Raw genomic sequence first — 22,166 nt, forward strand, 5'->3', positions numbered from 1 at the left:
ATATTTCTACTCCTTTTTAAACGCAAAAGTGATTTCATCACCAAATTCATCACGAGATAATCGATAATATCTTTTATCTTCTGGAAAATAGACTAGGATTTCATTTCTTTTTTCACCAAATTGCATAACCTTTTCTACAAATTCGATAAATTTAATTCCTTCTTCTTCATCTTTTTTATTTGGTCTATATCCATTAGAAATTTTTGTTAAAAGTTCAAATATGAAATAATCTACTTCCAAAAACTCTTCTTTACCTTCATTGTTTGAATAACCTAGTAGAAAATAAGTCTTAAATGCACTCAAAACTTCATCATTTTGTAATTTAAAATGACTGGTGCTTGGTTTAAGTGTTAATGACTGAGCAATTCTAAATTTTTCTGTTGGTTTATTAATAAAAATATAATCACCTTTTAGACTACCTTTCCATTTGAAGATCGCTTGTTTTAGCAAGTTATATATAGATCTTATTTCTTTGATATCTCTTCTTTCACAAGAATACAAGCAATTTATAAAATTATTAAATTCAACATTTAAATTTTTCTTAGAAAATTCTTCATTTAATAAAAATGTTATTCTTAAGAAACTTTCTGAAAAACGGATAAAAGTGCTTTTTACTAATTCATCTTCCATTAAAAATGGTAATAGCCAATGCTTAGCATTTTTATTTTCAATAAATTCATCGAATACACTTTCTAATTTATTACTTGTATTTAATTGAATCATTAATTGATCAATATGTTCAGATCTTAAATGAATTGGATCTAATGAACTGATCAAATTAAGCAACTCGGATCGATCATTTTTATTAAATAAAAGATTAGGCAATGTACTTTCCAATTTTAAAAACGGTGTCATTTCTGCTTCAGCTACTATTTCATCTGGAATCAAAATATCTGAAATAAAATTTAAGAATGAACGAGCCGAAACAACGATCTTATTTTTAATAATTGCTTTGATGATCAAATTAACAATTTGCTTTTGTACATATTCATTGGAAAGAAACTCATAATTTTCATGAATAATTGAGTATATATTGTTCTCTTTATCTTTTTTATAAGATTTATAAAAAGGATTATCCATTACAGGATCACATACTTTTTTTAGAAGAGATTCAAAAAAGTTTGATCTCACACCAGACTTACTAATTTCAAATGACTGATAATCAGAAAAACTGATTAAATCAAATTGATTTTCACTATATTTGGTAGTTACACTCTGACCAAAAACATCACTATTATTTACAAATTCTTTTAATCGTTCATAAGTATACTCTTCAAAATTTTGTGAAATAAAATTATGAAGCACACCCATATTAATAGCTAAAATAACTTTTTTTGTTGATGTTTCGATATTTTGATCAGAAAAATCACTTAATATTTCTTTTAATGTTTCTAATGCATTTTTATTTGGTGAAAAACTTTCTGTAGCGTCATTGAAAATCTCATATTCATTTAGTAAATTGGTGTTGCTTTTCAAATAGGCTAATAAGTGTGATTTTCCGTCCCCGACACTACCACAAAGAAGAATTAAATTGCTAGTTTTATTATGTTTATTTGAACTAAGGATCTCCTCAAAATCAATCTGAATCTTTCTTTCGACATGCAAATATTTTTTAAATTTACTAAAAGAACTTGCATTTTCAATTGCTTCCTGAGAAGAACCCTGCAAGCGTTTTAATTCTCTTAAAAGATAACTTTGTCCATCTAAAAGTGCCAATTCCTGTTCTTCTTCTTGATCTTTGTTAACTTCTTTAACGTCATTTATATCAGGTATATTTTTACCCTTATTATTTACTTCATCAACTTCATGAGCTGGTACTTCTTTCCGAAGAAGTTTTGAAAGGTGTTTTTCAATCATGCTAGTTAACTCATCTTGTCCTAATCCTTTATTTTGAGGCTTAGGGTATTCATATGCCGGCAATTGAGTATCATGATCGTTAGAATAACTTTCAAAAAACCAAACCGCTACATCGTACATAACTTTATGTAGTTTTATAGCATTACTTAAATCATCATAGCCTGCCTGATGAGCAGCTTTATTTCCAATTATACGAATTGTTTCGAAATTCTTTTGGATATCATCTTCAATAAATTTATTTGAACTTAAATAACTGATCATTTCATACAAAGAAAATTTATACGGTAATTCAATTTCTTCTATTGTATAAATTACCTTTAACATTTCCTCAGCGAATAACCTTGCTTTAATTATTGAACTTGCAGAATCTTCATAAACTAATTCTTCCATTTTCTTTGCACTTTGTGCAGCCAATGGAGATAACGGTTCAATAAAACTTAAAAAATATTTTTCAAATTCCATATTCTGTTCTCCTTGAAAAATCTATAGTAATTACATGAATTTACATTTTTATCCTAATTATTATAACATATAGTTTTACAGAGCTTTAATTGACGTTTAATAAATGTTATCAACTAGAAATAACCAATATTACTTTTTACTAATGAAGGGTTTATTAATATTGATAAAAGACCATTTGCACTCTGGATACTTGCTGGTGATGAATTGAATGAATTACTACCTGTACATGTTGAAATTAAACAATCTCCAAACGGAGACCGTAAAATTAAAATTTACCAGCTTGGTTTTCTAAAGCTCCACAATAAATCTTACTTTTAACTTCATTATTAAGTATACAAAACAACCTACTCAAAAAAATGAGTAGGTTGTTTTGTAATGTATCAAATTTATTAAGATTCATTTAGCTTACCTTTAATTTTTCTAAATATTGCTCTACAGATTTTGTAATAACATCATTAGCAGTAATTTCTAATACATTAGATAAAAGATTTATTTTATTTTAGGTACCTTCATTAAAAATAAAAATTCTATTTATCAATTTTTCTTCTGGTGAACTAGAATTAATTTCGTGAGATGCTAATAAAATATTCCCCTAGCTAGTTACCCGAAAATAAATTACCGTATTAACTCAACAACTTTTTGTTTCTTAATTAAATCTTTTATAACATGTTCGATTCGTTCAATTTCACCAGAACGGTTTTTCCACCAATTCCTGCTCCAAATACGTTCTATTTTCCATCCTCTATCTTCAAGGAATTTTTGTCGATAAACATCTCTTTCTTTAGCACTTGGTGAGCTATGGTACATTGCTCCATCACATTCAATACCAAGAAGGTATTTAGAAGGATCAGTTGGATCAACAATTGCTAAATCAATACGATATCCTGATAAACCTACTTGGGTATGGACTTCGTATCCTAGTTCAACTAACATTTCATATACTTGAACTTCAAATCCTGAATCAAAATGTAATGATTGAGGAGTAACCATCGTATTACTTCCTTCTTGAATATCTTTTAGCGTACTAGTAATTAGATCTCTATTGTTTTCTGAAGTAGCTTTAGCATATTCAAGATATGCTTTTAATAATTTTGGACCTCTATTTTTAGAATTTGATACATCAAGTTCATTTGGCTCAATACTTGAAACAACTAGGATTTTTTCTTTTGCACGACTTACAGCAACGTTTAACCTATTTTCTCCTCCAGATTGACTTAACGTACCAAAACGGTTATAAACTCTACCATTTTCTCCTTTAGCGTATCCAATTGAAAAAATAATGACGTCTCGCTCATCACCTTGTACATTTTCAATATTTTTTACAAATATTCTTTCATCCAAATCACGTGATTGAATTTGATTATAGATCACTTCAAATTCTTTATCTGTTTCAGTAAGTTTTTCAATCTCATCTAATATTTTTTCTTGCTGTTTAGCATTAAAAGTAATGATTCCAACCGATAAATTCGGTTGGTTAATTATTTGTTTTTTAAGCTCTGATACAACAAATTGTGCCTCTATAAGATTCGATTGATTTATCCATAATCCATCGATTTTCTTCCAAGTTATAGCAGCTGGTTGTTTTAATGGCTCAACGTTTGGGGCAATTTGAATGTTAGAATTATAAAAAGCATAATTTGAAAAATTAATCAATTCCTCGGATTTAGATCGATAATGCCATTGTAAAATGCTTTCATGAAAATGACGCTTAGACAAGTTTAGTAGGCTCTTTGATTCTTCAATCTCACCCATTGTTTCATCATCTTCATCTACTTCCATACTACCTTGGAATAAATTTGACGGTGGTAATTGCATTTCATCTCCAGCAACAACTACTGTTTTCCCTCTATAGATCGATGGAAGCCCATTTTCAACTGTACATTGAGACGCTTCATCAAAAATTACTAGATCAAATAAACCTTCAGTTAGAGGTAAAATTGATGACACAACCTCAGGTGACAATAACCAAATTGGTAGTAGTTCTGTTAGTCCTTTATCTGAAAACTCTCTTACTAATTTTCTTAATGGCCATAATTGTCTCTTTTTGGATGTTTGATGGCTAAGTTCTTTAATCGCTTTACCAAAATTCAGTTTTGTTTCTTCGATTGAACTTAATAATTTATTTTCAAGCATAAGTCTACCAATATTCCGTTTTTGTTCGATTAAATTTTTAAATTTTTCACGGATTCTATTAAACTGCTCAGTACTAATCGCTTCAATAATAGGATGTTTTCTTTCGATTTCATCAATCCAATGTAAATAAATCGAATCTTGTAAAGAATCAATCCATTCTTTTGCTAAATTTTTCTCAACGAAAGGTATTTCTTTAATAGCAAGTTCAATTAATGAAACGACTGTATCTTCTTTATCATGATAGAAACGGTCCATTCTTCTTAGCTCTTCAAAATCAGAGAAAATGTATTCATGCATTTTTTCAAGCTCATTTAATGGTATCTTTCCTTCATTAACTAGCTTTTCCATTCTTGTAATCCACTCTTCAGCTACATATGGAATTAAATTTTTTAACTTCGACATGAACTTTTCTGTTTCTTTAGAAAGATCATAAAGCGTTTTTAACCATTGCTTTAATTTAATCCATTCTTTTGAACTTGTTCCTTTAAACTTATTACCATCTAATAGCTCTTCAAGGATATTTTTTCCGGTAAAAGAAGTCCAAATCCATAACCGAATATTCTTAAAAGAGCGTTTTTTACTATCATCAAGATCCTCATATATCTTCTCAACTTTTTCTTGTACTAATTTTGCATATTCAGGAGTAACAAAATTTTGTTCAAACTCTTCTAATTTAGAAACAGTAATTTTGGCGCTTTCAATTAAATCATTTAGAGTATCTGTCATTTTAGATTGATCTTTTAACTCTAAATCCTTAAAACTCTTTCTTTGTTTCCATGGATAACTTTCATTTCCAAATCTTTCATAATATTCTCCGTAAGTATAAACCTCCGCAAGGATATCATCTAAATTATATTTACTTAATTTATTTAAATAAGGTTTAACATTCACAAGGCGTTTCATTTCATCCTTTGGTTTCGAGATACTATACAAATCATATGCTCTATAACCAAAATCCTGTACTTCAAATAATGCATTTGAAATATCATTTAATTGACCTTCACTCATTCTTAATTGTGAACTTACAAATTCAAACTCTTTATGGTTTGAATCATTTAGTTGAATAGGAACATTTAGCAACTGCTGAATCTTCGAATAAAGTTTTTGACGGTCGTTCTTCTCATCATGTACTAGTGCTGCAAACTTTGATAAACCCAATCCATCAAGTCTTTGATTTACTACATCTAATGCTGCTCTTTTTTGGCAAACAACTAATACCTTTTTCTTCTGATTAATTGCATCTGTAATTAAATTAACAATAACTTGAGATTTACCCGTCCCAGGAGGACCATGAACTACTAACCCCTTCTGGTTTCTAGCTAACTGAAGAATTTCTTCTTGGGAACCATCTGTCGGTAATAAAAAAACTTTATCTTGTTCATCAATATTTTTTTCTACTTCTTCTGTAATTGGTGAGAATAATGAATCATTTATTATATTTTCTTCTTCAAATAATAATTCAGAAATAAACCCTAAATCACCATTTTCTTCCAGAATAGATTTTAATAAATCATAGTCCTTTATTACTGCAGAATTCCCTTGAGGAAAACAACCGATTACAGCTAAACTCTCTAGTTCAATTTCTCCATCATTTAATTTTGGAATGTCTTTTAAAGTATAGTTTTGAAATTTTTGAACCATTGTGTTTTTAATTGGAAAATGATAATCGAATTCTTTAAACCATTCATGAAGTTCTTGAATTGAAGTAACATTAGAAAAATACTCTTCATCTAACATTTTCTCTTCAATATTAAATTCATTTAGTTTTTTTAAGGCTAAGAATAGAGTCCTATTAATTAACTTTTCACCTTCACCTTTAACTAAATTCCAATTTAAACCACTTTTATCTAACTTGATCGGGTATAAAAAAACTGGTGCTCTAAAAAAAGTACCATCCAACATTTTCCCAGTTAAGAATGGATAACCTAAATATAAATCATACATTCCAGTTTCTTCTTCAATCCCTTTTAAATTACGATGTAAACTAGTTAATTTATGTGATAGAAGCATTTTCTTTTCATCATTTACATCTCTTTTAAATAATACAATCTCATTTTTCTTATTCTTTATAATATCATCAAGAAGAGAAGAATTTTGATTCTTATCCTGATAAACAAATTCTAATTCAGTTAAATCAACAGCCCATTTATCTGCTAACTTCATAAGGCGAATAGAACGGTTTCGTTTACTTAAATCACTCAAGCGATCCTTTAAATAGTCCAGTTTTTGTATCATTGGTGCCAACCTTTCAAAGCTTTTTCCTACATTCTATTTTTCAACAATATTTCTTATGTCTTTTATAAAAAAATTGTTATATCTTCTATATTAACCTTCTAAATAAATACAAATACAAACTTAAAAGCATGAGAAGGATATATTATCGAGCCCATGCTTTTAATTCTAACAAAAATTATAATAAATTATTACACTTAAATATTAATTCTCGTTTATATTTATTAAAGTTTGGAAATTCAACATAAAACTAGACAACTTTTTAGGGTATAGAAATCTAAATTGAATTGGACTAAGTATCCGTGTTCTTAACTTGATAAAAAAAGATAATTAAATAAAAATCTTTTTTTAAAGGGATGGATTGATATTTTCGATAGAGGCTAAACCGATAATTTTAGTATGCAAAAACAACCTACTCAAAATATTGAGTAGGCTTTTTGTTACATAATTATTTTAGTTATAAATAATTTAGTTATTACTATATCAATAATACAAAAAATAAAAAAATGCATCTTAATATTTAAAATTATTCTTGGAAAATCTGTTGAAGTAAAATGTTAAGATCTTCATCCATTTTTGATTCAACTTTATTAATCTTTTTTATAGTAGGTTTTATACCTTCTTTATTAAGAATATTAAAATATAGTGATTCCAAGCTTTTCTCTAATTCTTCAAACTCACTTGAGATGCGATCTTTAAATTCAACAGAGTTTATTATTTTTATAATAGTTTGCTTTAAGATCTCTGATAAAAACGGATTAAAGCAAATATTTTCTAATAAGTTATGTTCATCTTCCTGCCTTGCAAATTTTGCTAAAACCTGTGAAATTTTAATAATATCTAAATATGTAGCCTTAGAAAATTCAATTAATCGATTGTCATCATTACCAATATTTATACGAATTTTTAATTTACATATAGTTGTTCCTTCAGATTTCATTTTATGCAAATTAAATGTTACAATTTCTCCACTGATAATAAATGGTTTATCAACATCATCTAAAATACTTAATAAAGTAATTTCAGTTCTAACTTTTCTTAGTACAATATTCGATAAATACCTAAATCTATTTAATTCTTTTAATGTAAATAAACAATAATTATGAGCCCATAGATTTCTTTTTTGATATAATTCTTTCCATTCGTTTGACATAGCTGGAGTTAAGTGTTCGTATAAATTATTATATGTGAAACCTTCGTTTTTATGATATGTGGCAGCTTTAATTTCATCTAATTTGAATGTAATTTGTTGAATATTCTCTAAAAAAACTTGATTATCTTCTTTATATTCTTCAAACAAATTTTCAATTTTTTCTAATTTCTGTAAAATTGTATTTTTAGAAGTATTAATTTTTCTTTGAACAAAGTTAGATAAATCAACAAAATCTCTACTATCCAAAGGGTTAGACAAATTCTTTATTACATCAGGTCTATTTTCATTACGTTTTTTTTCCTTTTCATTATCTTGATAAAAAGTTTTATACCAATCTTTTCCTTTTTGTTTTAGAAAAACAATTTCAATTAAGGCACGAAATTCTCTTTCTAAGTTATAGATACTGTGTGAGATTTCTTGCATGTAACTTTGTGTTTGCGAATCAAAAACAACCGAAATATATTCTGAAATCTCTTTTACCTGATAAATAAACATTATCTTTGCATCCTCAAACTTTTTTTGCTTTGATGTTGTTGGAAAAATAGTTACAAATATTATATTATCAAATTTCTTTTCTACTTTTCCCTTAATTAAAGGGTTATTTTCTATTATTCTCTCAATGATAATTTCATCAAATCCAGATTTACAAATAACAACAAAACTTGTATGATAAAAAATCTTATCTAGTTGCAAGCTCATTCTCTTCCGACTCCTCCATCAAATATTCTTCTAGCGTTGTTTGTTTATTTATATTAATTTCTCTTAGATTTAATTTACTAAGTCTATCCCTATTTTCAATTGCTTTTTTTATAAAGTTAGAAATTATTTCAAACTCATCCTCGTTAATTTCTAGTATTTCCTGCTTTTTGTAACTTTCTATATATTTAGAAATTAAAGGCAAAACAGTTTCAATATTTTCTTTATTTTCAACTAAAATATAATTAAATCTTAAAAAGTTCCTTAATGAAAAATAAGTAGGTTCTTTAACAGTTGTAACTCCTGAATACGGCAGTATAAAATCGTTTAAGAGTTTATCCATGGTATTACCTACTAATATGTTAACCTCCTCTAATTTTTTTTCTCCTTCTTGTTTCATATACTCTTTAATTCTTTCTGATATTTCGCCCGATATTGCCCTTAAAAAGACTTTCTTTTTGATAATTTTTAACTCTGGACTATCTATTTCTCTTTCTCTATCTATAAAATCAAAAACTCTATTTAGAAAATTTTCAAAAACTTTATAATATACTGCTATTTCATATAAAGCAGTATCGTTGGAATTTAAATCATCAGAAAGTTTTTTTAGAGACAGTATTAATTCTTTAATACATTCCACTAAATGCAAATATACAATTTTATCTTTAGATTGTTTACTTTCCCATTCAATCTTATCTTTTAAACCTTTTTCTCTAATGTATTTTAAGCCTATTATATTTTCTAATGACGAAGAAAACCTTACTGAAATATTACTATCAACTGTCCTAGCTTTATCATTAATCATATTAAATAACTCTCTATGTCTAAAGCTTTCTAAACCTTCTATAATTAAAACTGGAAGAACCATATTATTCAATTTAGTTCTTAATTCACTAGCTGAATCTTTTAATAACTCGCTAATTGCCTTTATTCGATGCTGACCATCAATTATAGTTAATTGTCCATCAATTATTTTCAGAAAATTATCATCATATTCAGACTGTATGGTACAACTGAGGATTACAGGAGGAAAAAACGTACTTTCTAGTTCATTACTAATATATTTTTTTATTGTCTTTACATTCGGTGAGTTTATTTCCCTGTTCATAGATAAATCAGAATTTACATTAATTAAGTTCGGTACATCTTTATATTTAATTATTCCTATGTAGCATATGTATTCTTGCCATTCATATTTAATTGCATTTATTTTCATTTCATTAGCTCTTTTCTATATTATAGTTTAAAATCCAATGTGTATTTTTCAGAAGCATATAATAACCAAGCTACTCTTCAGAATTATAAAAATCGAACATGTTTCATATTCTCCCTTCTTTCTGCATTAATATCAAACTCATAAACAATTATATTATATATTTTAATTCCACTACCATTATTTATTAATTTTTCTATTTATTTCCTTATATATTTATCTAGAAATTGTAATTCATCAATAAATTAAAATTACATTCATAAATAAAAAGACACAAAAAAATCCAGTGTCTTTTAGTTAAAACAATATCGTAGTATCCTGATTTTTTCTCAAATTCACATTTACATGCTTATTGATAATAATAACTTCATTTTGCATTTTTTCTTCAAGATTAACACCATCTACTTGATCTAATTCTACATTTATTTCAATAACTACTCTCTCTTCGCTTTCAAAAGAATTATAAAAACGTAATACAAATCCATCTACTCTTTCAGCCTTCTTCAACGTACTCAAAACCATAATAGAAGACTTTTCCTTAAAAAACTAAACTCAAAAGGAGTTTTGAATCTTCATAGCAACAAAACCAATATTATTATTACCAACAATCGGCGTTAAATACTCCTTAGCAATTCACGCAACATTCTCTTTCTTATAATATGTCGCAATCACAAGCTCCAACGACAACTTCCTAATCATATGCTACCGGCTAACTTTTTTCTAATTTTGATGGGACAGGAATTGCAACATTACATACACCAATGTATATGTACTGGTCTTATTATGCTAAAAAGAAAACAATTCACCTCACATTTCCTGTTTATTAAAATAAATATCAGATCACTGCTAATTTCACTATTCATATTTATTAATGATAAACTCGCACATAAACCCTACTCTTCAAAACATATTCCTCATCAAATACTCTCAATCTAATAAACTCATTAACCGAAGTAACTTTCTCAATCCACACTTCTTCTCTAGTAACTCTTACCTTCACCTCATCCCCATGCCAAATAAACGTAAATTCTAAACTCTCCCAATCTGCTGGAATTCTTGGCGAGATTCTTAAATCCATATTCAGCATTCGAACTCCTCCAAATCCATATATTACACATTGCTAAATTCCACCTAATCCATGCAACGTGAATCCCCTGGTCGCCAATATTAGGTTCAAGGTCAATTTCTGTCTTACGCTTAAAAGATAATATGTCATTTGTTGCTCCTTCATATCACAAGCCAATCACAAAGTGAAGATAAGGAATCATGCAATGTCATTGGTTCATAATATTTCCAGTTAGCAATTTAACATCCTGACAAAATAAATCTTTCAACAAGTTAAGGTGGAGTTTCAGGAGCGCTGTTTAAATGAAACATTCGACTACTTCTATGTGGTTAAGTCTTGGTTTATTGGGATTTGTAATTAGTATTGCTATACTATTAAAGGTTATGAATATCCCACCTTATGGTACTATCCACTTAAAAGAACTTTTTTTATTCTTTTCCAAACTTCTTTCGAATTAGTTGAGGTAATTTAAAAACTAAATTATAACTTATATAAACATAAACAAAAAAGAAAATCGTGAATTTCCAGTTATCAAACCCTAAACTGTATTTAACAATTTCATAAAGAGTAAAAAGTACTATAAATATACATATCTCTAAAAAATACTTTGTAATAAATTTCATCACTAAAAGTCCACTCTTCCGTTTTTACCTTTATAGTCACTGATTCATATGTAGTATTTAAGTTTTTTATTGAATTGATGTTTTTATTATTTCTTGCGTATGAGGAATATTTGGAGCAATTCCTGCTGTAAATAATGTTCCAGATAGTGTTACAATTCCTAGTTTTTTTTAATTCATATTATTTCTCCTTAATTTTTTATGAAATTTATTCCATAAAACCATAATAATCCAAATAACATTTATATTGATCTCAAATACAAAGAAGTATATGTCAGTTTATTGAACTTTCCCCCTAATACATGGCAGGAATAACTGCACCTTATTTCAGTGCAGTTATTCCTACTTCTCAAAAAATACTTCTCATCAAATACTCTTAATCTAATAAACTCATTAACCGAAGTAACTTTCTCAATCCACACTTCTTCTCTAGTAACTCTTAATCTAAAAAGTAATTTCCACTTTTACCTACCTCTCCCTGGAGCTACATATTTCCTTATGTCAGTTTCTTGTCTGATTTTAACCTTTTGACAAAGTGAATCCTCTGCATAATGACCATTTTCACATTCTTTTAGTCTCTTGTATTTTAGCTATCTATTTCCTAAAATTGTGTACAAAAACACAACTTTGAGTACAAATATAGCTTCTGTGTATCTGTATTGTAATGCTAGAAATCTATTGGAATCGCTTCCATTTCAATCTATACTCAAACTGCAAACTACATAAGGAGGAAAATAAAATGAAAGAATTTTTGCAAAAATTAGGAAAGTCGCTAATGATGCCTATTTCGGTTATTGCAGCCGCTGGTATTTTCTTAGGTCTCTCTGCTGTATTACAGAATCCAAATATTGTTGGGCAATCATTTGTTGAAATGACAACAGTACAACAAGTGCTAGGGTTTATTCGTACATTAATCGGTACTTTATTTGGAAATTTGCCTATTTTATTTGCGATTTCAGTTGCGATCGGTATGGCTAAAGACGAAAAGGCAACCGCTGCATTTAGTACGGTTATTGGTTTTCTTCTTTTCCATGTAACGCTTAGTTATATGTTAGGTTTAGACGGTATTACAGCTGCAACAACAAATGTTGATTATTTAACAAAAGAAGTTGGAATGTCTACTCTTGAAGCAACTAAAATTTTCGCTACGTATGATACGGTACTAGGGATCTTCAGTTTCCGAATGAGTGTTTTTGGTGGTATTCTTGTTGGTTTATTTGTTTCGATGTTACACAATCGTTTCTATCAAATTGAATTACCTACAGCAATTAGTTTCTTTGGCGGACGTCGCTTTATTCCAATCATCACAGTTGTATTAGTTCCTTTCTTAGCTCTTGCAATGTTCTTTGCTTGGCCCTTCTTAAATAAAGGGATCGTTGGAATCGGTGAATTTATCACTGGTGCTGGTGCTTTCGGTCCATTTCTTTTCGGATTTTTAGAACGCTTATTGGTTCCGACTGGATTACATCACATTTTAAACCAGCTTACTCGTTTCACACCAGTAGGCGGAGTTGCTATGGTGGATGGACAACAGGTATCTGGTGCCCTTAATATCTTTAATGCTGTTTTAGCACAAGCAACACCTGATATTGAAACGATGAAAGAAGCAACTCGTTTTCTAGCTCAAGGTAAGATTCCGTTCATGACATTTGGTTTACCAGCTGCATGTTTAGCTATGTACAGAGCAGCTAAACCACAACATAAAAAACGTGTTGCAGCATTATTATCTGCCGCAGCATTAGCAAGTTTCACAACAGGTATCACTGAGCCAATCGAATTCGCATTCTTATTTGTATCACCAATCTTATTTGTATTCCATGCTTTCATGGCCGGCTTATCATTTATGCTTGCAGATCTCTTCAACATCGGAATTGGGAATGTACAAGGTGGCGTAATTGACCTTACAGTTTTCGGTATACTTCAAGGATTGAAAACGAATTGGTGGATTACTGTTATGATCGGTACTTGCTATTCATTTGTGTATTACTTCGTATTTAAATGGGTGATCAACCGCTTTAACGTGAAAACACCTGGTCGTGAAGATGAGAATGAAGTAGAGGGTAGTGATATTGTCATTAACGATGAAACAACAATCGGTGATGCAATTGTTTCTGCACTTGGCGGTAAAGAAAACATTAAAGAAGTTGAAAATTGCTTTACTCGTTTACGTCTTGTTCTTTACTCAGTTGATCGAATTGATGAAGCGGCCATTAAAGCAACTGGCGCAGCTGGCATCGTAAGAATTAACGATACAAACCTACAGGTTATTTATGGCCCTAAAGTTGAAAGGATTGCATTGGAAGTAAAAAGAAGCTGTTCAATAGTGGCGTAAGACGTTTATCAAAATCAACTTATATCCTGCTACTTAGCAATGTAATGCATATAGAAAAATGTAAACGTTTCATACAAAAAAAATAATAAATAATAGAAAATCCAAAGGAGTCGGTTCTTTATGAAAAAAAATAATATCGTATTAGTTGGCGGAGGCTCTACTTGGACACCGGGAATTTTAAAAGCTCTAACAACTCATTTAGATCAATTTGCGCTTAATCAAGTCGTTCTTTACGATGTTAATGCAGAACGTCAGGAAGTAATTGGACAATTTGGAGAAATCTTATTCAGTGAAGAAGCACCTGAAGTAAACTTTATTTATACAACTGATAAAGAAGTTGCTTATAAAGATGTTGATTTTGTTTTCTGTCAAATGCGTACAGGTGGTTATGCAATGCGTGAGAAGGACGAGAAAATTCCTCTTAGCTTTGGTGTTGTTGGTCAAGAAACATGCGGACCTGGTGGTTTTGCTTATGGTATGCGTTCAATTCGCGATATGATTGAAATGGTACAAGATGTGCGTAAATATAGCCCTGATGCGTGGATTTTAAACTACACGAACCCAGCGGCTATTGTAGCACTAGCACTGGACAAGGTTTTCCCGAATGATAAGAGAATTCTAAACATCTGTGATCAACCAGTTAACTTATTACGTTCTTACGGCCGTTTAATTAACCATGACTATAATAAATTTGAGCCAACTTACTTTGGACTTAACCACTTTGGCTGGTTTACTCATATTTTTGATGAGAATGGTCATGATCTTGCACCTAAAATCAAAGAAACGATTTTAAATGGCGGCTTCCGTCCTGTTGATGCTGAACAACGCGACCAGTCTTGGTTAGATACTTATGCAATGGTAGAAAATATGCTGATTGATTTCCCAGAATATTTACCAAACACTTATTTACAGTACTATTTATATCCAGAATATAAAGCTTCTAAATTAGATCCGAACTTTACTCGTGCTAATGAGGTTATGGTTGGACGCGAAAAGAACGTCTTTGCTGAATGCCGCAGTATCATCGAAAAAGGAACAGCAAAAGATTCACATGTTGTTCATAACGATGCTCATGGAGATATGATTGTTGAAGTTGCTTCCTCAATTTCAAACAACTTGCGACAAACATATATCGTGATTGTTCCAAACAATGGGATTGTTGCAAACTTACCAGATGATGTAATGATTGAAGTTGCTGCTTCGCTTGGAATTAATGGTCCAGCACCATATTCTGTTGGCCATATTGATACTTTCTATAAAGGTTTAATCGAAGGACAACATGCTTTTGAAAAATTAACAGTTGAAGCGTACCTTGAAGGTTCTTATACAAAAGCACTTCAAGCTTTAACGTTAAATAGAACAGTTGTTGACGCTAAAAAAGCTCGTAAAATTCTTGATGCTCTTATTGAAGCGAACAAAGATTATTGGCCAGAATTAAAAAAAACAGAAATGAAAAAACAAACAGTATTAGTTTAAATTCAATAAATTAAGGGGCTATTAAATGATAGTTCCTTAATTTTGTTTAAGGAGTAGATGTATATGAATATTATTGTTGCAATCGATTCTTTTAAAGGGTCAATTACAAGTCTTGAAGCAACTGAAGTTATAAAAAATGCACTTCCACAACATAACATCATTGGCATTCCTGTAGCAGATGGAGGTGAAGGAACCGTCACTGCTTTTGTTCAAGCATTAAAAGGTGAAATAATCACAGAAACTGTTCCTGGTCCTAAAGGTCAACCTATACAAGCTTCCTATGGATGGATCGATTCAGATCAAACAGCCATTATTGAAGTGGCGCAAGCCTCAGGAATTACTTTAATTGAATCCAATGACCTTAACCCATATTGTTACTCTTCATTTGGTACAGGTGCACAAATAGTAAGTGCCTTAAATCGTGGAGCCAAGAAATTCATTATTGGGCTTGGGGGAAGTGCTACAATTGATTGTGGAAAAGGAATAATGGAAGCCCTCGGTGTCAAATTTTTAAATAAATACGGTCATACAGTTCCAACGTTTCCACATTCTATTGATCAAGTTACAGAAATAGATACTAGTAAACTTGATTCACGCTTGGCTAACGTTGAATTTATCATCGCATCTGATGTAACGAATCCATTAATCGGAAAAAATGGTGCTACTTTCATATTTGGTGCTCAAAAAGGGCTTCTTACCTCTCAAATGAATGACTATGATGAGATGATTAAACGTTTTGCCGATACCATCAATCAATCATTAGAAACAAACTATATCGATCATCCTGGGGCAGGTGCCGCTGGCGGCATTGGTTTTATGCTTTATTCATTTTTAGGAGCTACTTATCAAAGTGGAATTGAACTACTTATGAAAGAATGCGATTTAGAAGCATCAATTGAAAAAGCCGATCTACTAATAACTGGTGAAGGACGATTCGATTCACAATCTCTTGCAGGAAAATTACCAATTGGCGTTAGCTTAATCGCAAAAAAACACAACGTTCCAACCATTGTGTTTGCTGGGAGTATTGAGGATGGTTTAACTGAATTAACCGACTATGGTATTATTGCAACCATACCAATTGTATCTAGTGTTATGACACTTGAGGATGCTATGAGCAACGCTTCTTCTTTGTTACACCTTGCAGTTAAACGTACTTTTAATCTAATTGATAACTTGTCTACAAGAGATACTTCTGCACATACTCAGTAAAAATATAATTGGTTAAATACGTAAAACTAAGTCTCTCAGATACATCTACCCCATCAATATATAATTCAGATGTCATACCATAAAATTGATAATCTGTTAATTTGGATAGTGGATTACTTGAGAAACCTGTGATACTAACTGTCGTTGCCCCTGCTGCTTTGGCAATTGTTGTAGCATGTAACGCTGTATCTGTTGAACCACTAACACTAATTGCAAATACCAAATCATCTGATGTTAGCATTTTAGCATTGTGTTTCATCACATGTGGATCAATAAATGTATGTGTATTTTTACCAACAATTCGAAGTCTTTGATGTAAGTCTTCTGCAGCTATACGTGATAACCCTACAGAAAAAAATAAAATTTGGTTAGCACTATGAATCTTTTCAAGTACTGTATTCAATACATCTTGATTAATCAATTGCTTAGTTTTAATAATTTGCTCATCTAAAGCTGTCATCTCCATCAGCGCTTTTTGCTGCGATGATGTTAAATACAAAGACTCTCTAAATTCCAAAAAACCAGAAAATCCAAGTTTTTTGCATAAACGAATAATAGAATTAGGTGCGGTAAAATTAGCTTCAGCAATTTGCCGTACTGTCATTTGTTTTAAATCCGCTTTATGTTCAAATAAATAACTAAGCAATTCTTCTTCATTTGAATTAAGTGTTGAACGGTTTTGTTTTATCAAATCAAAAAAATTCATGTCTTCTCCTTACTTTCTACTTATTTTCCCTTTTGCTCCACCACGGATTTTAATTCTATTTTCCTATCTAACTATATTGTAATAAAAAATACTTAAAAACAGTAGTAAATCTGAATTACTACTGTTATTTTTAATTCAAAGTAGCAGTAAACATACAAAACACCGTTTATATATCTACAAACGGTGTAAAAATAATTTCTGATTTAATTAAATGTAATAAAACTTGTGTCGGGTCAAAGTTTGAATGCCTTAGTAAAATGAATTTCATTTGTTTTAAAACAAAATCGATTTGACCTGATTTACTCTCACATTTATTCCTACTTGCTGATCATTTACAGAAACTTCTTCATGCTCTTTTTCATTTAAATTAACAATGTATACCTGCCCAATTTCATCATTAAATTCCAAAAAAGCATACTCCTCATTTTCCGCTGAATTATAAAAACGTACAACAAATTTATCTTCTTTCTCAGCCTTCTTCAACGTACTTAAAACAACATTTCCGGAACGCTCTTTAAAAAAGCTAAACTCTAAAGGTGTCCTCACACCAGACTCATTCAACTTCATAGCATCAAAAGGAATCTTATTATAACTAACAATCGGCGTTAAATACTCCTTAGCAATCCTCGCAACATTCTCTTCCTTATTATATGTCGCAATCGCAAACTCCAGCGACAAATTCCCAATCATCTGCGAATCCGGAGTAGCCAACTTAATCCCAGACGGTCGCCCTGGTCTACGAATCAACTCCTCTTTCCCAAGAAAACCAACACTCCTAAACAAAGTAATCGCGATCGTATCATATTTTTCACCAACAATCTCGTACTCTCTTGTACTATTCGTTAAAACACTAACTCCATACTGATCATTCGATAAACCAACATAACTCAACATAGGATAAATCGAATCTGGGCGTTCATCCCAATTTTCTTCCTCCCAATCATGAATTGCTGAATCAACAACGTCTCGTTTTATTGAACCAAATTGGTTATCCGATACTGAAAAAGCTGAAGCAAGACCCGTTGGAATTAACACTCTTAATCGATGATCCTTCGCTTGATTATTCAATTCAAATGTTATATCAAGTCTCGGTTTATGATTTGGAACATTCACTACAATATGAACATCAACAGTACTATCAACAATTTGTTCTTTCCGTTTTTCTATGTTTGAAGGAACAGCTAACGTATATTTAATATCAATCGATACCCCGAACCGGTTTTGCTGAATTTTAGTTTCGGCTTGAACAGAATCACTATAAATTAACTCTTCATTTAAAAGTGGAGAGTAGTCATATTCATCACCATCATCCCCACCATTTTCCAAACGGAGAACATTATTAAAGCTTTTTTTAAATTGCTTATCAAAAATATTCAAAGTTCCATTTGAATTAACAGTAATCTCGTAATAATCTGTTTCAACTTTGCTTGTAGAATAAGTAATCTTTTTAATAATTTCATCACTTTCTTGTATAAAATACGTCTTATAACCCATCGATGGAATCGTATCTTTTAACTGGATTGTATAGTCAATAAAAGGATCATAGTTTCCATAATGAACAATTTGTCGATCGATTAAGCCCGGATCAGTGACTTTGCTTTCGATAATCTCAAAATCTATTTCATTCGATTCATGATCAACAAGTTTAAAAGATTTTAACTTTGTCAGAACGCTTGTCGTCACAACTTCAGTTCGCTCATAAGGAAGTAAGTTAAAAAGTGTGAGTCGATCATGCTCGTTAGAAGTATCCATTGAATCAACAATTTTTCGTTTATAAAAATTGATTAGTTGATCCACTTTTTCTTCTGCCAAATAAAACCGGCTAAGAATTTCTCTGTGTACTTTATCCGAACAGCAACAGCCAATACTATCATGCGCATGATTTTTCATCATTTCTTTCCATATTAATTCAATCAAGCCGTGATGATACTCAAAACCCAATCGATAGGCGATTGATGCAAGTGGTTCTAAAATATTGGTGATTTTATTTTCAATTCTCGTATTCGCTGCTTTAATATCCATTCTAGTCGAGTAAATACTACGATGAACACGCATGTACTTTCCATCTAAAAATTCACCTTTCAATATTTCAAGGTCTTTTTGTGCTTCTAGATTCTCAAAAATTTTTTCATATTTACTTAAGAAAAATTCACGTTCTAGATATAGTTTTTCTAGCTTTTCGATGATGGTAAATATATTTTTTTGAATAGGCATTTGATCATGTCCGTTTGGTAAGATAATATGATCAGTTGTTGCACCTCGATCAAGTACAGTAAAATACTTATCTATTCTTTTTTGCAGTGCTTCCTCATTTTCAGGTAAATACTTTCCGATGGCATACCCTAAAGGAAATAATTGAACTAATACCTTTGAACCATCGTCTGTTTCCCAATAAAATTCTGTTTTGTCTGTACCATGACGTTCAGATGTCCCTCTCCAGAAGATTGAGTACTTAATATCAAATCCGTTTAAAATCATTGGCATTTGAGCTGATTGTCCGAATGAGTCTGGGAGATAACCGATTTTCATCGGTACTCCAAATTCTTCGCAGTCCTTCATCCCGTATAATAAATTACGAACGATTGATTCACCTCCGACGATCATTTCATCTGTTTGGGTATACCATGGTCCAATGATTAATGAACCTTCTTGAACTAGCTTTTTTACTCGCTCTTTATTTTCTGGTTTTACTGCGAAGTAATCTTCTAAAATCGCAGTTTGACCATCTAGTACATAGTATGGATAGTCATGGTTTGTTTCTAACATTTTCATAATTTCTTCCATATTATTCACTAATAGAATTCTAGATTCTTCCGTTGTAAAATACCATTCTCTGTCCCAATGCATATGTGGGACGATATGAACTTTTTTCATTTTGGTTTTTCACCCCTTACGCAACACTTTGTTGTGATGCCTTTACTTTTATTTCTTTAATGATTTTCTGTTTTCTTGTCATAATTAATAAAATTGTAGAGATAACTGCACCCACTAATGCTGCACCAATCCATATACTTGCAGCTAATAGAGCTGGTTTTCCTTGAAGTAATGCTAATGAGAAAATCCCAGCACCTGGAACATTTAATCCAATATTAAAATAAGCAACAATCGCTCCTGTTACTGCTGAACCAGCGATTAATGAAGGAATCACTCGAAGTGGATCATTAATCATAAATGGTATCGCACCTTCTGTTATTCCGGCTAAGCCAAGTAACCATGTTTGTTTACCAACTTCTTTTTCTTGTTCGGAAAATAGATGTTTTCCTATGATTGTTGCTCCAGTGACGGAGAATGCAGAGACCATTTTGACCGATGCAAATGCTGCGTAAGGTACAATATTTCCGCTCGCCATTGCGCCAATACAGAAAGTGTATGCAGCTTTGTTTACAGGCCCACCAAGGTCAAATGAAACCATCGCTCCTAAAATTGCTCCCAGTATTATCGCGTTTGTCCCACTCATGCCATTTAGCCATTCAATTAGTCCTTCGTTTAAGAAAGCTAAAGGCTTACCAATAACAAATAGCATAATTGAACCAACCACTAGTGTTCCGACTACAGGATAAAACCAGAAACTAACAAATCCTGCGAAAGTCCCTTTTGGCTTGACCTTTACTTTTAAATACTTTAAGAAATAACCTGCTAGTAATCCTCCTAGCATACCTCCTAAAAATCCACTGCCGATTAAATTCGCTGCGACCCCTGCTGCAAAACCTGGCCCTAATGCTGGTTTATCTGCAATTGAGTACGCCATGTACCCTGATAAAATCGGAATCATGATTTGTCCTAATAAAGAACCACCTAATTGGCGTAATAGCCATAACCATGATCCTTCTTCGGCATATACATCTTGAAGACCAAATGCTTGTGCAATAAAGACTGCCGCTGCTAAAGTCATACCACCCGCTACAATGACAGGAATAATATGAGAGATTCCTGTTAAAAGAGAATCCTTGATTTCTGTTTTAAATGATTTGTTTTCTACTTCATGATGTTGTTCTTCTCTTTCGCCCATTTCTAATTTAGGTACACTTCCCACTTTTTGGAGTGCTTGTTCTAAAATTCCTTTTGCATTTCGAATTGGTGCAGCTACAGATGTTTTAACTTTTGGAAGATGTTTGAATCGCTCTTCATCTTTTACCGCAACATCCACCGCAAATACAATCGCATCTGCCTTTCTGATCAAATCAAACGTATGTCGGTCTTCAACTCCATTGGCACCTTGTTTTTCAACAAATACATTTATGCCTAAATCATTCCCCGCTTTCACAAGTGCTTCCGCTGCCATATAAGTATGTGCAATGCCAGCTGGGCAAGCTGTAATAGCTAATATTGTTTTATCGCCTTTTGGAGAGACTTTCAGATTAGTAGGTTGTAATGGTGCATCAAGAAGATTAAATAGTTCTTTAGTTGTTCTTGCATGTAGTAGATTATGTTTATATTCTTCGTCTGATAATCTCGTAACTAATTCTGCTAATAAAGTAAGATGTGTAGTGCCTTCCTCTTCTTTTGGAATAGCAAATAAAATGACTAATTCAACTTGATTATTTGGATCAATACTTTCCCAATTACTCATTGGTTTCTCAAGTGTAACAACCGCGAACGAAGATTCTTTTACAGATGAGGATTTACCATGTGGAATGGCTAGACCACCTTCAAAACCAGTTGGAGATAAAGCTTCCCTTTCCATCACTGCATGAAAAAACTCTTCTTCAGAATGAATTTTTCCTTCTGCCGCTAACTCTTTAACTAAATAACTTATGATCTCTTCTTTCGATGAAAATGACTTTTTTGTACTGATTAAAGCTTCTGATGTTAACTTTTTTAACTGCATCTTTGTAACCCCTTTCATTTTTTAGTGGACTACTTTGACTTCATCATAGCAAAAAAAAAATAAGAAGCCGGAAACTTCTTATTTTTACACAGTATTTTCATATTTTTATATATTATGTGTGTATTTATACACATCTACGTAGTTAAAAAATGTAGTCGTAAAGGAAAATGCCATGAATTG

12 protein-coding genes are annotated in these 22,166 nt (G+C 31.2%); 3 read left to right on the forward strand and 9 right to left on the reverse strand.

Annotated features, from left to right (window positions below; translation table 11 throughout):
- Window positions 1-6 precede the first annotated feature (6 nt).
- The 6 genes from dptF to ACSBO6_RS15035 form a co-directional block, all read right to left on the reverse strand.
- Window positions 7-2,319 carry a DNA phosphorothioation-dependent restriction protein DptF gene (gene dptF / locus ACSBO6_RS15010; RefSeq protein ID WP_498843602.1) on the reverse strand — a complete coding sequence of 771 codons (2,313 nt, stop codon included), beginning with the start codon at window positions 2,317-2,319 and terminating at the stop codon, window positions 7-9.
- A 615-nt stretch (window positions 2,320-2,934) separates the two neighbouring features.
- Window positions 2,935-6,687: a PDDEXK-like endonuclease domain-containing protein gene (locus ACSBO6_RS15015; RefSeq protein WP_498843603.1), complete on the reverse strand. Its 3,753-nt coding sequence runs from the start codon at window positions 6,685-6,687 to the stop codon at window positions 2,935-2,937.
- A gap of 523 nt (window positions 6,688-7,210) precedes the next feature.
- The gene (locus ACSBO6_RS15020) at window positions 7,211-8,536 is read right to left on the reverse strand and encodes a hypothetical protein (protein ID WP_498843604.1); all 1,326 of its coding nucleotides are present in this window, start codon (window positions 8,534-8,536) and stop codon (window positions 7,211-7,213) included.
- Window positions 8,517-9,749, reverse strand: a complete 1,233-nt coding sequence (locus tag ACSBO6_RS15025) for a DNA sulfur modification protein DndB (RefSeq protein ID WP_498843605.1) — start codon at window positions 9,747-9,749, stop codon at window positions 8,517-8,519. The genes ACSBO6_RS15020 and ACSBO6_RS15025 overlap by 20 nt, the downstream gene beginning before the upstream one ends.
- A gap of 294 nt (window positions 9,750-10,043) precedes the next feature.
- Window positions 10,044-10,253 (reverse strand): glycosyl hydrolase-related protein, encoded by a 210-nt coding sequence (locus tag ACSBO6_RS15030; protein ID WP_498843606.1) that lies wholly within the window; start codon window positions 10,251-10,253, stop codon window positions 10,044-10,046.
- Window positions 10,254-10,614: 361 nt separating this feature from the next.
- Window positions 10,615-10,833, reverse strand: a complete 219-nt coding sequence (locus tag ACSBO6_RS15035) for a glycosyl hydrolase family 65 domain-containing protein (RefSeq protein ID WP_498843607.1) — start codon at window positions 10,831-10,833, stop codon at window positions 10,615-10,617.
- A 1,338-nt stretch (window positions 10,834-12,171) separates the two neighbouring features.
- Between ACSBO6_RS15035 and ACSBO6_RS15040 the strand changes: the two genes are divergently transcribed.
- The 3 genes from ACSBO6_RS15040 (at window position 12,172) to ACSBO6_RS15050 (ending at window position 16,452) form a co-directional block, all read left to right on the forward strand.
- Window positions 12,172-13,764, forward strand: a complete 1,593-nt coding sequence (locus ACSBO6_RS15040; RefSeq protein WP_498843608.1) for a PTS transporter subunit EIIC — start codon at window positions 12,172-12,174, stop codon at window positions 13,762-13,764.
- A 120-nt stretch (window positions 13,765-13,884) separates the two neighbouring features.
- On the forward strand, window positions 13,885-15,240 hold the full coding sequence (locus ACSBO6_RS15045) for a 6-phospho-alpha-glucosidase (protein WP_498843609.1): 1,356 nt from the start codon (window positions 13,885-13,887) through the stop codon (window positions 15,238-15,240).
- A 63-nt stretch (window positions 15,241-15,303) separates the two neighbouring features.
- Window positions 15,304-16,452 carry a glycerate kinase family protein gene (locus tag ACSBO6_RS15050; protein WP_498843610.1) on the forward strand — a complete coding sequence of 383 codons (1,149 nt, stop codon included), beginning with the start codon at window positions 15,304-15,306 and terminating at the stop codon, window positions 16,450-16,452.
- Here ACSBO6_RS15050 and ACSBO6_RS15055 read toward each other — a convergent pair.
- The 3 genes from ACSBO6_RS15055 to mngA form a co-directional block, all read right to left on the reverse strand.
- Window positions 16,421-17,158, reverse strand: coding sequence for a MurR/RpiR family transcriptional regulator (locus ACSBO6_RS15055; RefSeq protein ID WP_498843611.1), 738 nt, complete (start codon window positions 17,156-17,158; stop codon window positions 16,421-16,423). The genes ACSBO6_RS15050 and ACSBO6_RS15055 overlap by 32 nt on opposite strands.
- Window positions 17,159-17,431: 273 nt before the next feature.
- A complete protein-coding gene (gene mngB, locus ACSBO6_RS15060) occupies window positions 17,432-20,032 on the reverse strand; it encodes a mannosylglycerate hydrolase (RefSeq protein WP_498843612.1) in 2,601 nt (866 codons plus the stop codon).
- A 16-nt stretch (window positions 20,033-20,048) separates the two neighbouring features.
- On the reverse strand, window positions 20,049-21,986 hold the full coding sequence (mngA, locus tag ACSBO6_RS15065) for a PTS 2-O-a-mannosyl-D-glycerate transporter subunit IIABC (protein WP_498843613.1): 1,938 nt from the start codon (window positions 21,984-21,986) through the stop codon (window positions 20,049-20,051).
- Window positions 21,987-22,166: the final 180 nt, after the last annotated feature.

It is taken from the genome of Bacillus sp. AL-1R (assembly GCF_052180195.1).
Lineage (GTDB): Bacteria > Bacillota > Bacilli > Bacillales > Bacillaceae_G > Gottfriedia.

What these genes read in the sequence shown, in the direction of transcription:
- ACSBO6_RS15015 (WP_498843603.1), bottom strand. Translation starts at nt 6,687, where the DNA reads ATGATACAAAAACTGGACTATTTAAAGGATCGCTTGAGTGATTTAAGT.
- ACSBO6_RS15040 (WP_498843608.1), top strand. Translation starts at nt 12,172, where the DNA reads ATGAAAGAATTTTTGCAAAAATTAGGAAAGTCGCTAATGATGCCTATT.
- ACSBO6_RS15055 (WP_498843611.1), bottom strand. Translation starts at nt 17,158, where the DNA reads ATGAATTTTTTTGATTTGATAAAACAAAACCGTTCAACACTTAATTCA.
- ACSBO6_RS15050 (WP_498843610.1), top strand. Translation starts at nt 15,304, where the DNA reads ATGAATATTATTGTTGCAATCGATTCTTTTAAAGGGTCAATTACAAGT.
- ACSBO6_RS15045 (WP_498843609.1), top strand. Translation starts at nt 13,885, where the DNA reads ATGAAAAAAAATAATATCGTATTAGTTGGCGGAGGCTCTACTTGGACA.
- ACSBO6_RS15025 (WP_498843605.1), bottom strand. Translation starts at nt 9,749, where the DNA reads ATGAAAATAAATGCAATTAAATATGAATGGCAAGAATACATATGCTAC.
- ACSBO6_RS15020 (WP_498843604.1), bottom strand. Translation starts at nt 8,536, where the DNA reads ATGAGCTTGCAACTAGATAAGATTTTTTATCATACAAGTTTTGTTGTT.
- mngA (WP_498843613.1), bottom strand. Translation starts at nt 21,986, where the DNA reads ATGCAGTTAAAAAAGTTAACATCAGAAGCTTTAATCAGTACAAAAAAG.
- dptF (WP_498843602.1), bottom strand. Translation starts at nt 2,319, where the DNA reads ATGGAATTTGAAAAATATTTTTTAAGTTTTATTGAACCGTTATCTCCA.
- mngB (WP_498843612.1), bottom strand. Translation starts at nt 20,032, where the DNA reads ATGAAAAAAGTTCATATCGTCCCACATATGCATTGGGACAGAGAATGG.
- ACSBO6_RS15035 (WP_498843607.1), bottom strand. Translation starts at nt 10,833, where the DNA reads ATGCTGAATATGGATTTAAGAATCTCGCCAAGAATTCCAGCAGATTGG.